The sequence below is a fragment of the Pseudomonas fluorescens genome, assembly GCF_040448305.1.
Taxonomy (GTDB): Bacteria; Pseudomonadota; Gammaproteobacteria; order Pseudomonadales; family Pseudomonadaceae; genus Aquipseudomonas; species Aquipseudomonas fluorescens_BH.
This window is the reverse complement of sequence record NZ_CP148752.1, coordinates 3,396,678-3,411,858: the sequence shown is the minus strand read 5'-3', so window position 1 is coordinate 3,411,858 and position 15,181 is coordinate 3,396,678. Positions and strand designations below refer to the sequence as shown.

The following is a 15,181-nucleotide window of genomic DNA, read 5'->3' as shown; positions in this document are numbered from 1 at the left end:
GTTATCCCGCCCCGATCATGCCTCTTGCCGCAGGGCTAATGCTACTACCGTCGGTGCGTCTGTTCATGCAAGGCACGGCCGTAAACCGCTTTCATGCTGGTCGCACTCCAGCAATAACGGACGATGTCGGACTCGTCGAAAAAATCGGTGCTGATGATGCTGCAACGCGTCACCCAGTGTCCCGTGGTGTTGAACCAGTCGTTGATCTGCCGCTTGATATGCCCGGGGCCACCCAGTAGCGAGTAGGTGGTCGCGGACAGTGACCAGAGGAAGGTTTCGTAGGGCGCATCCTCCAGGGTTTGCGCGATATAGCGTTGCAGCTCGGCGGGGTCGGAGAACCTGTTGTCGCGCCACTTGTGCGGGATACGCGGCCAGAAGGACTCGCCATCGAGTTCCTCCAGGGCGGGTGCCGCCATGATCACCCGGCGATGCCGGCTCGCAGTTTTCAGTTCTCCCACTGTTTTGAGTCCGTCGCCGGGAAGGACGGCCCGCAGCCCTAGACGACGCACGAGCCAGTCACTGAGCCTTTTATGATCGAAAGGTTTTTTGCCATCGGCCAGTTGATGGAAGTCCAACACGATGAATTCGTCCGGGTTTCGATCAAGGAACAGCAGCACCGCGTCGATCAGATCGTCCAGGACTCGATGCGAGCGAAAGCCGTTATGGTGAAAGTAGAAGCCCGATCGAGCCGCACCGGCCGTGTAGCCCAGGCGGATGTCGAAGGCGCGGGCGCCGTTGGCCAGTTGCCAGGAGAACGTGTCGTTCTGACAGGCGGTCCAGTTGCCGGTCACGACGTCGTAGTTCGGCGCTTGTTTGTCCATGCCGGCGTTATGCACGCCAGGCCAGACGATATCGGTGAGTTTGAGTTGATTGATCTCGAGGGTGTTGCTCATCCAGGTTTGCTTGTCGAGCAAACCACGCGTGTTGCCGGTCATGGCCATTCCTTGTGCGAAACACCCCATCCATGGGGTGTGAAGCGCTCAGGTTAACCGGTCGGGTACAGCAAGGGCGGTATCTATGTATCGCGCAAGGAGGGTGGGCTACTCCTGATTAAGGCGGTTCTTCGCCTCGATCCATTGCGCCATGTATTGAGTGCTCTTGTGCTGGTGATGACGCAGCATGCTGCCGGTAAAGTTATCTCGTCTGATGTTGGCCAGATCCCGCTGGCAATCGACCAGTCGCTGGATCAACGCCGGGCCATGAACGGATTTCTGGTAGCGGCCGGCAAGCAGGGTTTTCCCGTGCGCCTGGGCGCCCAGCCAGCGGGTCTTGTCGTTGTGCAGTTGCACGGCATGATCGGCGAATTCGCGTGCCGAACGGGTCACTGCACCGGGCCATGCCTCTTCGCCATGCATCGCCTCGGCACCTACTGGCGTTGTCACATTCGGTGTGCCACAGAGCATCGCATCGACAATCTTGCCTTTGATTCCCGCGCCAAAACGCAGAGGCGCCATACAGACCCGCGCCGACGACATGACTTGCAGGGCGTCTTCTGCCCAGTTCATGACATGAAAACCCTGGGCCGGGTTATGCAGGGCAGTCGCCTTGGGTGGCGTGTAGGCACCATAGATATGCAATTGAGCGCCGGGTATTTGCTCGCGAATCAGCGGCCAGATAGCGGTTTTCAACCAGAGCACTGCATCCCAGTTGGGCGCATGGCGAAAGTTACCGATATGAAGAAAGTGTGCCCGGTCTTCAAACGGTACCGGCTCATTGGTCGGAACATCGACCATCAATGGGCACCAGTGCAACAGGTTGCGCGCAAACCTGAATTGCTCGACCAGCAATTCGATTTCCACTTCGGAAACCATCAGCGTCAAATCACAACGATAAAATGAGGCGATCTCGCGCTTCGCCATATCGGTATGGGCCATGTGTTCGAATTCTTCGCGCGACGCCGGGGCGAACAGGTCGCTGAAGTCATCGTTGTCGTCACTGGCCTTCAAGCGTTCCTTGAGGCGTTGATGCCGACCCTGCCTGAGGCTTTGCAGGTCGCAACTTTCGAGCACGCGCAAGGCATCGGGGCAATGCTTCTCGACCCGCCAGCCGAACTGTTCCTCCATCATGAATTGATCGAACAACACGATGTCTGGCGCCAGTTCGCTGATGAATGCATCGAAACTGCTGTTGTTCAGCTCGATGGGGACCTCGCGAATACCCAGCGCCGTCAGGTCTGCACGTTGCTCGCCGAAGCCCGCCGGGCTGCTGAACGTGATGTCCCAGCCTTGTTCCAGGAAAACATCGAGAATTTGCATGACATGCCCGCTGGCCGCCGAAGAGCGGGGCTCGGGCCAGACGTAACCAATGACCAGGACTTTGGTTGCGCGGGGCTCAATCATGGACGGGAATTCCTTGAAACGAAGACAGGGCAGGGACGAAAAAGGCGCGCATTAAACCACAGCGCAGCGCAGTGTCACCCGAGAATGCCTTTGACCTTGTCACGCAACTGATCAATGGAGAACGGTTTGCCGATCAAGTGCATGCCTTGAGGCACTTCGATGTTTTCGGCATACCCGCTGGCAAACAGTATTGGAAGGGCTGGACGTAACGCACGGGCTTGATTGGCCAGTTCGCGGCCGTCCATGACCGGCAGGCCAACATCAGTCATCATCAGGTCAATGTGTTGGTTCACGTCCTTGAGTGTCTCCAGCGCCTGTTCACTGCCATCGGCTTCCAGCACCTTGAATTCCAGTTCTTCCAGTACGTCGACGATCAGCATGCGCACGATGGCATCGTCTTCGACGACAAGGATGGTGGAGGCGTTGGCGGATGACATAGTCAAGTTCCCGAAAAGATTGGCATTGCCGGTCGCTGGAAATCGTCGGCCTCTTGCATGAGTAAGTGGCGGATCCCGACAAGTTCCCTACGTTGTAAAAAAGAATTGCAGTGCAGGCCACGCGAGGATAACCCGTGGCCTGGGAACGGGCGCAGTGCAATGTAGGACCTTGCGCGCAAACATGTCAGAAAATTGGATCAATGTGCCAGTTTTGGGGCAAACTCCTTGCAATCTGACAGTTCGACAAGGCCCGCCCCATGCCCTCCGCGTCCTCGGTTGATGAACAACGATTTCGTAAACTCCTGAGCCGCAACATCAGCCTGCCATTGGGTCTGGGTCTCATCAGCGCCGTGTTCTTCGTGTCGCTGATCAGCTATTTACTGTCGACGATCCAGTGGGTGGAGCACACCGATCGGGTGATCAATAACGCCAATGAAGCGGTCAAGCTGACCGTGGACCTGGAAACCGGGATGCGCGGTTTCCTGCTCAGTGGCGACGAACATTTCCTCGACCCCTACGAAACCGCCAAGCCGCGCATCGCCGTGGCGCTCAACACCATGCTCGAACTGACCGCCGACAACCCGGTGCAGACCGACCGCTTATTGCGGTTGCAGGCCTTACAGCAGGAGTGGTCCGACTATGCACAATCGATGATCGATTTGCAGCGCAGCAGCGGGGACTATCGCGCCGTGGTCAAGGCCGGACGCGGCAAACGCCTGACCGATGAAATTCGCAAGCAGTTCGAGGCGGTGATCGACACCGAGCAACAGTTGCGTGCATCGCGCAATGATGAAGTGCGACGTACCACGGTCATGAGCATCAGTCTCTACCTGTTGTTCATTGCCGGGGTCAGCGGGTTGCTGGCGTATGTCGGGCGTCGCGATTTGATGACCCTGTCGCAGAACTACAGCGTCAACCTTGCCGGCCAGCAAGCCAGCGCTCATCGTCTGGAGCAACAGGCCTGGCTGCGCAACGGCCAGACCGAACTGGCCGAGCAGGTGTTGGGGCAATTGAGCCTGAACATGCTGGGTCGCAACATCCTGCAGTTCTGCGCGCAGTACCTGGGCACCGCCGTAGCGGCTATTTATGTGCGCGAAGACCACGGCGGCCTCAAGCGCATCGCCACCTACGGTTTTTCCCGCGAACAGCAAGACCGTGAACAGCAGATCTACAGCGACGAAGGCATTGTCGGCCAAGTAGCGCAGCAGGCACGGCTGATTCGCCTGGACGAGGTGCCGGGAGATTATTTCAAGGTCAGCTCCGGCCTCGGTGACGGTTTGCCGCGCAGTGTGCTGGTGGTGCCAACCAGCGATGACGAGCGGGTCAATGGCGTGATCGAGTTGGGCTTTCTGCGTCCACTGACGGACCGTGACGTTGAATTGCTTGAGCTGATTGCCGGCAACATCGGCACCTCGATCGAGGCGGCACGCTATCGCCAGCGTTTACAGGAGGTGTTGGCCGAAACCCAGCAACTCAACGAAGAATTGCAGGTTCAGCAGGAAGAACTCAAGACCGCCAACGAAGAGCTCGAAGAACAATCGCGGATTCTCAAGGAGTCCCAGGCGCACATGGAAACCCAGCAGGTGGAGCTGGAGCAGACCAACGAACAACTCGCCGAGCAGGCACAAGCATTGGCCGAGCAACGCGACGCCATGGACTTGAAGAATACCGAGCTCAATCAGGCCCGGATCCAGCTCGAAGAACGCGCAGTAGAATTGCAGCGATCGAGCAAGTACAAGTCCGAATTCCTCGCCAACATGTCCCATGAGCTGCGCACGCCGCTGAACAGTTCGTTGATCCTGGCCAAGCTGCTGGCGGAAAACCCCGAGCAAAACCTCAGTGCCGAGCAAGTCAAGTTCGCCGAGTCGATCTACTCCGCCGGCAATGATTTGCTCCACCTGATCAACGACATTCTGGATATTTCCAAAGTCGAGGCCGGCAAGCTGGAAATCCGTCCGGAGAACACCAGCGTGGTGCGTCTGGTGGATGGCCTGCGCAGCCTGTTCCAGCCGTTGGCCACCGACAAACAGCTGGATTTCCAGGTGGATATGCAAGACGGTGCGCCGCTGATGCTGTTCACCGACCGGCAGCGCCTGGAGCAGGTCCTCAAGAATCTGCTGTCCAACGCCGTGAAGTTTACTGAAAGCGGCAGCGTCAGCCTGTCTGTCGCCACAGCGCCGAATGACGGCATCGCGTTCAGCATCGGCGATTCCGGGATCGGCATCGAGGTGGATCAGCACGAAAGCATCTTCGAAGCGTTCCGTCAGGCCGATGGCACCACCAATCGGCGTTACGGCGGCACCGGGCTGGGGTTGTCGATCTCCCGTGACCTGGCGGCCTTGCTCGGCGGCTCCATCAGCGTGAGCAGCACGCCGGGGCAGGGCAGTGTGTTTACCCTGGTCTTGCCGCAGCAGTACGTGGAACCGGGCGAAGTGCCAGTCGAACCGATGCGAGCCGTTCCTGTGGCGGCCGCGCCGAGTGGATTGCCGCCCACATTGTCGCCACGGGTGGCCGAAGTCGACATTCCGCGTTTCGACGACGATCGCAACAAGGGGCCGTTCACCACCCGCTGCATGCTGGTGGTGGAGGATGAGCCGAACTTTGCGCACATCCTCTACGACCTGGCCCATGAACTGGGTTATCAGTGTCTGGTGGCCCACGGTGCCGACGAAGGCTACGACCTGGCCAAGGCGTTCATCCCCGATGCGATCCTGCTGGACATGCGCCTGCCGGATCATTCCGGTCTGACCGTGCTGCAACGCTTGAAGGAACACGCCGAAACCCGGCACATCCCGGTGCATGTGATTTCGGTCGAAGACCGGGTCGAGGCGGCGATGCACATGGGCGCCATTGGCTATGCGGTCAAACCGACCACCCGCGAGGAACTCAAGGATGTGTTTGCACGCCTCGAGGCCAAGCTGACCCAGAAGGTCAAGCGCGTGCTGCTGGTCGAGGACGACGACTTGCAGCGCGACAGTATTGCCCGCCTGATCGGCGACGATGACATCGAGATCACTGCCGTTGGCCTGGCGCAGGAGGCGCTGGACCTGCTGCGCACGTCCGTCTTCGATTGCATGATCATCGACCTCAAGCTGCCGGACATGCTCGGTAATGACCTGCTCAAGCGCATGTCCACCGAAGACATCTGCTCTTTTGTGCCCGTCATCGTCTATACCGGGCGCAACCTGACCCGGGATGAAGAGGCCGAACTGCGCAAGTATTCGCGTTCGATCATCATCAAGGGCGCACGCTCGCCGGAGCGGTTGCTGGATGAGGTGACGCTTTTTCTGCACAAAGTCGAATCACGGTTGTCCCATGAACGGCAGAAGATGCTCAAGGTCGCCCGCAGTCGCGACAAGGTCTTCGAGGGCCGCAAGGTGCTGCTGGTGGATGACGATGTGCGCAACATTTTCGCCCTCACCAGCGCGCTGGAGCAAAAGGGCGCGGTCGTGGTCATTGGCCGCAACGGCCGCGAAGCGATTGAACGATTGAATGAGGTGCAAGACATCGATCTGGTGTTGATGGACGTGATGATGCCCGAAATGGATGGCTTTGAAGCCACCGTTGAAATCCGCAAGGACCCGCGCTGGCGCAAGTTGCCGATCATCGCGGTGACGGCCAAGGCCATGAAGGACGATCAGGAGCACTGCCTGCAGGCCGGCGCCAACGATTACCTGGCCAAGCCCATCGACCTGGATCGCCTGTTTTCGCTGATTCGTGTGTGGTTACCGAAGATGGAACGGATCTAGTGGAGCGCAATTCCTCAGTGGAGCGAAACAGCGAAATCGAATTGCGGTTGTTGATCGAGGCGATCTACCTCAAGTACAGCTACGATTTTCGCGATTACTCCGGCGCTTCGATCAAGCGCCGGGTCAACCACGCGTTGAGTCAGTTCGAGTGCAATACCATCTCGGCGTTGCAGGAAAGGGTCCTGCACGACCCCACCGCCTTCATGCAATTGCTGCAATTGCTGACCATTCCGGTCAGCGAGATGTTTCGCGACCCCTCGCACTTCCTGACCATCCGCAAGGAAGTGGTGCCGTTGCTGCGAACCTACCCTTCGATCAAGGTCTGGATCGCCGGATGCAGCACCGGTGAAGAGGTGTATTCGATGGCCATTGTGCTGCGCGAAGAGGGCCTGCTCGACCGCACGATCATCTACGCCACCGACATCAATCCGCGCTCGTTGGAAAAGGCCAAGCAAGGGATTTTCTCAATGGAGAATGTCCGCGCCTACACTGCTAATTACCAGCAGGCCGGTGGCCAGTGTTCGTTTGCCGACTATTATACGGCGGCCTATGGGTACGCGATTTTCGACAAGACCCTGCGCGAGAACGTGACCTTCGCCGATCACAGCCTGGCAACGGACAGCGTATTTTCCGAAACTCAATTAATTTCATGTCGTAACGTATTGATTTATTTCAATAAAAAACTTCAGGATCGGGCGTTCGGACTGTTTCATGAGTCCCTCTGCCATCGCGGTTTCCTGGTGCTGGGCAGTAAGGAAACCCCGGAATTTTCAGCCTGCGGCAATCGGTTCGAGCCGTTGGTCAAACAAGAACGGATCTATCGAAAATCATGAACAGTGCAACGAGATTGCCGGCTATCGAAGCGATCGTGATCGGTGCCTCCGCCGGTGGCGTCGAGGCGCTGTTGAACATCCTCGGCCCGCTGCGCGAAGGCATCGGCCGTTTGCTTGTCGAGCTGGAACGAACCGCATGCTAAGTAATATCCAGGCCAAACTGCTGATCGTGGACGATCTGCCAGAGAATCTGCTGGCGCTCGAAGCACTGATCAAGCGTGAGGACCGCATCGTCTACAAGGCGCTATCCGCCGACGAAGCCTTGTCCCTGCTGTTACAACACGAATTCGCCTTGGCCATCCTCGATGTGCAGATGCCCGACATGAATGGCTTCGAGCTGGCCGAGTTGATGCGTGGCACGGAAAAAACCAGGAACATTCCGATCGTTTTTGTCAGCGCCGCCGGGCGTGAACTGAACTACGCGTTCAAGGGCTATGAAAGCGGTGCCGTGGATTTCCTGCACAAACCGCTGGACATCCAGGCGGTCAAGAGCAAGGTCAATGTGTTCGTCGACCTGTATCGCCAGAGCAAGGCGATGAAGGAACAAGTGCTGGCCCTTGAGCAAAGTCGCCGCGAACAGGAGACCCTGCTCAAGCAGTTGCAAAACACCCAGCTGGAACTGGAACAGGCGGTGCGCATGCGCGATGACTTCATGTCCATCGTCGCCCACGAGGTGCGCACGCCGCTCAACGGTCTGATCCTTGAAACCCAGTTGCGCAAGATGCACCTGGCCCGGGACAACGCCGCCGCATTCACCCTGGACAAGATGCACGCCATGGTCGACCGCGATGAGCGGCAGATCAAAAACCTCATTCGCTTGATTGAAGACATGCTCGATGTCTCGCGCATTCGCACCGGAAATTTGTCGATCCGGCCGACGCGCATCGATCTTTCGACGCTGGTTCGCCACCTGTTGCACAACTTTTCCCAGCAGATCGACGCCGCCGAGGCGTCGGTCACCCTCGATGCCGCGCAACCGGTGATCGGAAACTGGGACGAATTTCGTATTGAGCAGGTCATTTCCAACCTGTTGACCAACGCCTTGCGCTACGGGGCCAAGAGCCCGATCTCGGTGAAGGTCTACAGTGAAGGTGGCCAGGCGCTGGTGGACGTGCAGGATCAAGGGATCGGCATCAGCGAAGAAAACCAGAAACGGATTTTCCAGCAGTTCGAACGCGTATCGGCCAAGCACGCCGTCGCCGGGCTGGGCCTGGGATTGTTTATTTCAGAACAGATTGTGGCCGCCCATGGCGGTACTATTACCGTCCAGAGCAGGATTGGCGAAGGCGCCTTGTTTCGCGTTTGTCTGCCGCTGTAGGAAAACAGACAGGTAAACGCAACCTCTGATCGACCCCACGGTCGTATCAGCAGCAATTGACCGAACAAAGGCTTCCCATGAGCGAAGATGCACAAGATGTAGTACTCGTCGTCGAGGACGATCCCTCGATTCTGATGGTGCTGTCCGCTTATCTGTCGGGCGAGGGTTACCGCGTATTGCAGGCCGAAAACGGCGAACAGGCCTTTGAAATCCTGGCGAGCAAACCGCACCTGGACATGATGATCACCGACTTTCGCCTGCCCGGTGGAATCTCCGGCGTGCAGATCGCCGAGCCCGCCGTGAAGCTGCGACCCGAACTCAAGGTGATTTTCATCAGCGGCTATGCCCAGGAAATCCGTGAGACCGACAGCCCGATCACGCGCAAGGCGCCGATCCTGGACAAGCCGTTCGATCTGGACAAGTTGCAGGAACTGATGCAGGACATGCTTTCGTAAGCGCGTTGGCCGTGCGTGTACCTGTAATTTCTGACAGTTGACGGTAGTGCGGTAACGGCAGATAAACGTTCCGGATGTCATGTGGCTAATCCCTGCATGTGAATCCGGAGCGAGTGCAATGCACAGACATACACCGACACTTTCAGTGATTGATCCGCGTCGCGCCGTCGTACGTGAGATTGCCTATCATCGGCGATCGGACCAGCAAGCCCCTGAGGCTCGCATCACCCAACATATCTACAGCACTCCAAACCGAGTCAGTTACAGTCGCGATCCGCGGCTTTTTTCCATATTTGAGGACGATAAGTCCACTCCCGCCAATCAAACCACAATCACTACGCTCACCGGGCAGCCTTTGCTCTCTGTGAATCTGGACGCCGGATGGCGGGTTAGTCTTTACGGGGCTGCCCGGCAAAAGCTGGAAGATTGGGACCAGAAACGTAATCACCTGCGTATGACCTACGATTGCTTATCGCGCCCAGAGAGTGTTTTTGAATCGGCGACAGGTGCAGAGCAGCGTACGGCTTGTTTTGCGTACGGCGATAATTCGCAAGAGTCCGCCAGGCACAATCGCTGCGCTCAGTTGATCCGTCACGATGACGGTGCGGGTACTCAGCACTTCAGCGAATTCAGTTTGTTCGGTGCATGTTTGCAGCAGACTCGTCGCTTTCTGGCGCAGATTCAATTGCCTGACTGGCCAGTGAACGAAACCGAGCGCGATAAATTGCTCGAGCCTCAAGGGTCGCTCACACAAACAGGATTTAACAGTGTGGGCGAGTCGGTACGTTTTGTAGACGCATTGGGCAATGAGCAAAACCAGCGTCAGAGCGTCGCCGGGGAGTTGTTGGACACACGCATCAAGCTGTTCGGAGCCCATGACGAAATCACGCTTGTAAGCAACATTCGATACAACGCCTGGGGGCAAACAGAGCAGCAAACGGCCGGCAATGGCGTAGTAACCCGTACCGTTTTCGATCCCGAGGATGGGCGCCTGACAACGCTGCAAGCGCAACTGGCAAGCCAGCCGCCGTTGCAGCATCTGACGTATGCCTATGATCCAGTCGGTAACCCGATTCGTATCACTGACGCTACCCAGTCGACCCGCTACTCGCGCAATCAAAGCGTTGCCGCGGTCAGCACCTGGCAGTACGACACCCTCGGCCAACTTATCCAAGCCAGCGGTCGACAACGCTGCAATGCCTCGGGCGGCCCCCATTTACCTGCATTCGTTTCGCCACCGGACCCTGGCCAACTGGAGAACTATATCCAGACGTTCGACTACGACGCCGGTGGCAACCTGGAGATCCTGCATCACCACGCTGACAGCGCAAGTCGAACCGAACGAACGGCCGTTGCAACCTTGAGCAACCGAAGCCTGCCTTGGGGCGATGGCAGTGAATCGCCAGGTGACAGTGAAATTGATGCTGCTTATGACGCCTGCGGCAATCTCAAAGTGCTGCAACGGGGACAGACACTGCACTGGGATGCACACAACCGCTTGTGCCAGGTCGATCAGGTGGTGCGCGAGGACGAACCTGCAGACACGGAGATCTATGTCTATGACGGCGATGATCAGCGCGTACGAAAGATCCGTACGGCTTTTACCGGCACATTGAGCCGTACCCATGAAACCCGCTACTTGCCGGGCGTGGAGATTCGTACAGGCCCCGATGAAACCCTGAATGTCATCAGTGTCCAGAGCGGTCAATGCAGCGTGCGGATCCTGCACTGGGAAAGGGGGGCACCGCCGGAAGGTGCCCGGCATCAGCTGCGTTACTGCCTTGCCGATCATCTGGAATCCAGCACGCTGGAACTGGATAAAGACGCCAGACTCATCAGCCAGGAAAACTACTATCCCTACGGCGGCACAGCCTGGTGGGCAGGCAGGGACAAGGTTGAGGCCAGCTACAAGACGATTCGATATTCAGGGCAGGAGCGGGATGCAACGGGGCTGTATTACTACGGTTTGCGGTATTACATGCCGTGGCGACAGCGCTGGCTGAGCGCCGATCCGGCAGGGACGATAGATGGGTTGAACCTGTATCGGATGGTGGGGGGCAATCCGATCGGGCATGTCGACTGGCTCGGATTGGCCAAAACCCGGATTGGCACTGTAAAGCGCGTTACGGCGACCCTCGCTGCAATTGGCCGGGGAACCGTCAAGGGGGCTGCGGGATATGGCGCAAAACAACTGGTAAAAAAGGCGTTGAGCGCATCGCTGGGGCAACTGGCACGTTATCCCGTTGCAATCATGTCAGGTGTGGCGGCGGGCTATGTCGGTGGCTCGACGGTGGCCCATGTTCTGGATCGCGAAGGTGACAGCGGTTTGCGCAAAAACCTGACCGTGGCGGGTGTGGGAATTGTCAGCTTTGGTGTGGGTTTCACCCTTGGTTTAACAACACCCGACCCAATCGGTATGGTTGAAGGGGTTGTTAAATCAATGGGTTCGAAGTTGGTTGGGCGGGTAGTTTCCCGAATAGGCCCTACCATTACTCCCGACATCAGTACGCGAGGTGCGCTGGCCGTTGATACGATTGCCAATTTGAGCGGCAACATGGTTAAGGGTATGTGGTCCGCAAGCGCGCCTGAAGGCGTTCATCCAATACTGAATACTGTGGCCGGTGTCGTGATGAAAATGGCCGTAGGCGACTCGATTCGCTTTGCGGGAGGTGTGGACTCTCGACTCAAGGAAAGTAGGCATCACCGATTGATGGCGGTGCCAACAGGGGGGGATTTGATAAACGCCGGGAAATCGTTGATTCACGATGCAGCGGTACAGTCGGTTTACAAACTGGGCAATACCGAAGTCGACAACGGGCTGACGGCTGTTTTGGGGGCGCAGGCCTCAGAGTCGGCATGGCGGGCTGGGCTCAGACAGTTGAAACCCGCTAATGAGGTCGGAGCTATCGGGATTTACTTGCACAACGAGCAGAGTAACGGGCAGGGGAACACGGAGTATAAAAAAGTACGCAGCACGATGACGCAGGTATGACTGCTGGAACATTGCCGAGTCCATCACTCGCGTTCAGGCGCGGATCATCTCCCTCACCTTCGCCGTCAACAGGTCGAAGGTAAACGGCTTGGTGATCAACTGCATGCCCGGATCGAGGAAGCCGCCGCGCACCGCGGCGTGCTCGGCGTAGCCGGTGATGAACAGCACCCTGAGGTCGGGCCGCAGTTGCCGGCCGATTTCCGCCAGTTGCCGGCCATTCATGCCGGGCAGGCCGACATCGCTGATCAGCAGGTCGATGCGCTGGGGCGAATCGAGTATCGGCACGGCGCTATCACCATCACAGGCCTCGACGAAGGCATAACCCAGATCGCTCAACACCGTACTGACCAGGACCCGCACCGCCGGATCGTCCTCGACAATCAACACCGTCTCGCCATTATTGGCGAGCGGTGAATGTTCGACGTCCAGTGGATGGTCCCGGGGCAGGTCACCGCCAAAGCGCGGCAGAAACAGACTCACCGTGGTGCCTTTGCCCACTTCGCTGTGGATGGCGACGTGGCCACCCGACTGTTTGCTGAAACCGTAGATCATCGATAGCCCGAGGCCGGTGCCCTGGCCGATGGGCTTGGTGGTGAAGAACGGGTCGAAGGCGCGGTTGATGGTGCTTTGCGGCATGCCACAGCCGGTGTCGGTGACGCTGAGCACCACGTAGTCACCCGCATCGAGATTGCTCTGGCCTTGGGTGAAGTCCTCATCAAAGTGCTGGTTCGAGGTAGAGACCACCAGCCTGCCGCCATTGGGCATGGCATCGCGGGCATTGATCACCAGGTTGAGCAGGGCGCTTTCCAGTTGATTGGGGTCGGCTTCGGCCACCCACAGTTGCTCATCCAGTTGCATGTCCAGACGAATGCTTTCGTTGATGCTGCGCTGCAGCAGTTCATCCATGGAGATCACCAGGCTGTTCATCTCCACGGGTTTGGAGTCCAGCGACTGACGGCGGGAAAACGCCAGCAGGCGGTGAGTCAGGCCCGCCGCGCGGTTGGCCGAAGTCACCCCCAGGTCGATCAGGCTGTCCAGGTCTTCGGTTCGCCCTCGGGCCAGGCGTCGACGCAACAATTCCAGGCTGCCGATGATGCCGGTCAGCATGTTGTTGAAATCATGGGCGATGCCGCCGGTGAGCTGGCCGACGGCTTCCATTTTCTGCAACTGGCGCAACGCTTCTTCGTTGTGGCGCAATTGCTCGGTCCGCTCTTCCACCTGCTGCTCAAGGGTCTCGAGAGTGTTTTGCAGGCGCAACTCGCTCTGGCTCAGGTCAATCAGGCGATCCCTGGCTTCGTACTGTCGTCGACGCCCGCGCAAGGCGGTGGTGATCAGACTGATCAGTGTGACCGGGTGAAAAGGCCGTTCGAGGAAGGTGACGTTGCCCAATTGCGCGCCGAAGCGTGATGCCGGATTCTGCTGCGGGCCACCATGGTGTGTCATCAACACGATCGGCAGGTCCGACCACGCAGGCTGCTGTTCAATCAGGCGGGTCAGCGGTTCGAGATCAGCACCCAGCAGCGCCTCGGAAGAGATCAGCAGCAGGCCGGCACCCTGTTCCAGTTCGGCGCACAATCCCGGCAGGTCGCGACTGATCACTCCTTGGAACCCTGCCTTTTTGAGCATCGTCAAGGTCATCTGGCCGTCGCGCCCCCGCGGTGCAAGGATGATGGCGCGTTCGGGTGTCGCTTGCACGGCCTTCACGGGATATCGTCCATCTGCCATTCATGGGACAAGGCGCCGTCGAGGATAGCGTCCAGACCTTCGATACCGTTGGCGGCCTTGGCTCGGTTCAAATCGTTGGATAGAGACAAACCAGCGTCCTCACATGGCCAGGGTCAACGAGACAGCCGCTGCGAAGTGCTGCAACGGGCTGCCTTTTCACTTGACCCTGGGCCGGGACGACGGTTCAACGAAATTTCAGGCCGGGTCAAAGCCCTTGTTGCAACGACGGATCATCGGGGTTCATCTGCTCGAGTTGGGCCAGCAGGATCTGCACGTTTTGCAGCTGCCCGCTTTCCTTCCAGTAATTGATCAGCAGCACCCGTGCCTTGCGATCGTTCGGGTGGCGCTGAACGATTTCCTGCAACTGTTTCTGCGCCGCTTCGAGCTCCTGCTCACCGTGCAACGTGGTGGCCAGGTCGTAGCGGTAATCGCGGTTATTGGGCTCAAGTTCAACGGCCTTGGACAGGCCGAGCAGGGCGAATTCGCTTTGCTCGTGATGCAGCAGCCAGAGCCCCAGGGCGTGTTGCAGGTAGGCCGAGTTGGGCTGCGCCTGCAGCTGCCTGGCCAACAGTTGCCGGGCGGCGTCGTTTTGGCCCTGTTTATCCAGCACCTCGATTTGCAGCACCAGCGCCGGCAGGTTGTCCGGCGCCAGGCGCAGGGTGTTGTCCAGCGCCTGTTGCGCTTGCTTGAGCTCGGCATTGTGCAGGTGCAGCCGGGCCAGTTGGTATTGATTTTCGGCGCTTTGGGGGGCGCTCTTGAGCACTTGCTCCCAGGCATCGATGGCTTGCTCCAGCGGCCCGAAATACAAACCCAGATCATCCGGGGACAACCCCAGCAGCGCGTTGATGGCTGCCAGCCGCACGCTTTGTTCACTGTCATCGAGCAATGGCCCCAGCAGCAGACTGCGTTGGCCGCTCGGCACCAGGCCACTGATGCTCCTGATCGCCGCGATACGCACTTCGGGCGCCTCGTTCTGCAAGTCGGCATCCGCCAGTTTCAGGGCCACCGAGCTTGGGTAGTTAGGCAGCTCGGCATGCAGCCAGACACGACGCTTGGGGGACAGGTCCGGACGGGCCAATTGCTGATAGAGCACCCGCGCGGCACCTGGTTTGCCACCCCGGGCTGCCGCCAGCGCTTCGCTGTAGCCATGCTGGATAGCCTCGGGAACCACCGGGGTGGTATCGCGCAGGGAAAACCACACAAGGCCGATGACGAGCAGGGCGAAGAGGCTGATAAACAGAAAGCGGCGGGACTTGGGCATGCAGGAATCCGGAAACTGGCGAGCTTAGGCAAAGGCGCCAGCTTCGGTCAGGCCAGGCCTTGAGTCAAACCT

The 15,181-nt window shown here is 58.5% G+C and carries 10 protein-coding genes and 1 pseudogene; 6 read left to right on the top strand and 5 right to left on the bottom strand.

Annotated features, from left to right (window positions below; genetic code table 11):
• Window positions 1–44: 44 nt before the first annotated feature.
• The 3 genes from WHX55_RS15360 to WHX55_RS15350 form a co-directional block, all read right to left on the bottom strand.
• Window positions 45–935 (bottom strand): phospholipase, encoded by an 891-nt coding sequence (locus WHX55_RS15360; protein WP_353740721.1) that lies wholly within the window; start codon window positions 933–935, stop codon window positions 45–47.
• A gap of 105 nt (window positions 936–1,040) precedes the next feature.
• Window positions 1,041–2,339 carry a glycosyltransferase gene (locus WHX55_RS15355; protein WP_353740720.1) on the bottom strand — a complete coding sequence of 433 codons (1,299 nt, stop codon included), beginning with the start codon at window positions 2,337–2,339 and terminating at the stop codon, window positions 1,041–1,043.
• Between the two features lie 74 nt (window positions 2,340–2,413).
• On the bottom strand, window positions 2,414–2,776 hold the full coding sequence (locus tag WHX55_RS15350) for a response regulator (protein WP_150723788.1): 363 nt from the start codon (window positions 2,774–2,776) through the stop codon (window positions 2,414–2,416).
• Window positions 2,777–3,033: 257 nt separating this feature from the next.
• Between WHX55_RS15350 and WHX55_RS15345 the strand changes: the two genes are divergently transcribed.
• The 6 genes and pseudogenes from WHX55_RS15345 to WHX55_RS15320 all read left to right on the top strand — a co-directional run bounded on the left by WHX55_RS15345 (window position 3,034) and on the right by WHX55_RS15320 (window position 12,123).
• On the top strand, window positions 3,034–6,525 hold the full coding sequence (locus WHX55_RS15345) for a response regulator (RefSeq protein WP_353740719.1): 3,492 nt from the start codon (window positions 3,034–3,036) through the stop codon (window positions 6,523–6,525).
• Window positions 6,525–7,358, top strand: coding sequence for a protein-glutamate O-methyltransferase CheR (locus WHX55_RS15340; RefSeq protein ID WP_150753610.1), 834 nt, complete (start codon window positions 6,525–6,527; stop codon window positions 7,356–7,358). Before WHX55_RS15345 ends, WHX55_RS15340 begins: the two co-directional genes overlap by 1 nt.
• Window positions 7,355–7,459 (top strand): annotated as a pseudogene (locus tag WHX55_RS15335) (chemotaxis protein CheB); the annotation flags it as partial. The gene WHX55_RS15340 and the pseudogene WHX55_RS15335, both read left to right, overlap by 4 nt.
• Before the next feature lie 35 nt (window positions 7,460–7,494).
• Window positions 7,495–8,676, top strand: coding sequence for a hybrid sensor histidine kinase/response regulator (locus WHX55_RS15330; protein WP_150753611.1), 1,182 nt, complete (start codon window positions 7,495–7,497; stop codon window positions 8,674–8,676).
• Window positions 8,677–8,753: 77 nt separating this feature from the next.
• Window positions 8,754–9,131, top strand: a complete 378-nt coding sequence (locus WHX55_RS15325) for a response regulator (protein ID WP_007970583.1) — start codon at window positions 8,754–8,756, stop codon at window positions 9,129–9,131.
• Between the two features lie 118 nt (window positions 9,132–9,249).
• Window positions 9,250–12,123 carry an RHS repeat-associated core domain-containing protein gene (locus WHX55_RS15320; RefSeq protein WP_353740718.1) on the top strand — a complete coding sequence of 958 codons (2,874 nt, stop codon included), beginning with the start codon at window positions 9,250–9,252 and terminating at the stop codon, window positions 12,121–12,123.
• A 33-nt stretch (window positions 12,124–12,156) separates the two neighbouring features.
• On the opposite strand, the gene WHX55_RS15315 is transcribed toward WHX55_RS15320, so the two are convergent.
• Together WHX55_RS15315 and WHX55_RS15310 are read right to left on the bottom strand one after the other, a co-directional pair.
• Window positions 12,157–13,827 carry an ATP-binding protein gene (locus WHX55_RS15315; protein ID WP_353740717.1) on the bottom strand — a complete coding sequence of 557 codons (1,671 nt, stop codon included), beginning with the start codon at window positions 13,825–13,827 and terminating at the stop codon, window positions 12,157–12,159.
• A 226-nt stretch (window positions 13,828–14,053) separates the two neighbouring features.
• Entirely contained in the window at window positions 14,054–15,109 is a 1,056-nt protein-coding gene (locus tag WHX55_RS15310; protein WP_150757091.1) for a tetratricopeptide repeat protein, read from the bottom strand.
• Window positions 15,110–15,181: the final 72 nt, after the last annotated feature.

Bases quoted from the DNA above. Each gene is read 5' to 3' on its own strand.
- WHX55_RS15360 (WP_353740721.1), bottom strand. From the start codon at position 935: ATGACCGGCAACACGCGTGGTTTGCTCGACAAGCAAACCTGGATGAGC.
- WHX55_RS15355 (WP_353740720.1), bottom strand. From the start codon at position 2,339: ATGATTGAGCCCCGCGCAACCAAAGTCCTGGTCATTGGTTACGTCTGG.
- WHX55_RS15350 (WP_150723788.1), bottom strand. From the start codon at position 2,776: ATGTCATCCGCCAACGCCTCCACCATCCTTGTCGTCGAAGACGATGCC.
- WHX55_RS15345 (WP_353740719.1), top strand. From the start codon at position 3,034: ATGCCCTCCGCGTCCTCGGTTGATGAACAACGATTTCGTAAACTCCTG.
- WHX55_RS15330 (WP_150753611.1), top strand. From the start codon at position 7,495: ATGCTAAGTAATATCCAGGCCAAACTGCTGATCGTGGACGATCTGCCA.
- WHX55_RS15325 (WP_007970583.1), top strand. From the start codon at position 8,754: ATGAGCGAAGATGCACAAGATGTAGTACTCGTCGTCGAGGACGATCCC.
- WHX55_RS15320 (WP_353740718.1), top strand. From the start codon at position 9,250: ATGCACAGACATACACCGACACTTTCAGTGATTGATCCGCGTCGCGCC.
- WHX55_RS15310 (WP_150757091.1), bottom strand. From the start codon at position 15,109: ATGCCCAAGTCCCGCCGCTTTCTGTTTATCAGCCTCTTCGCCCTGCTC.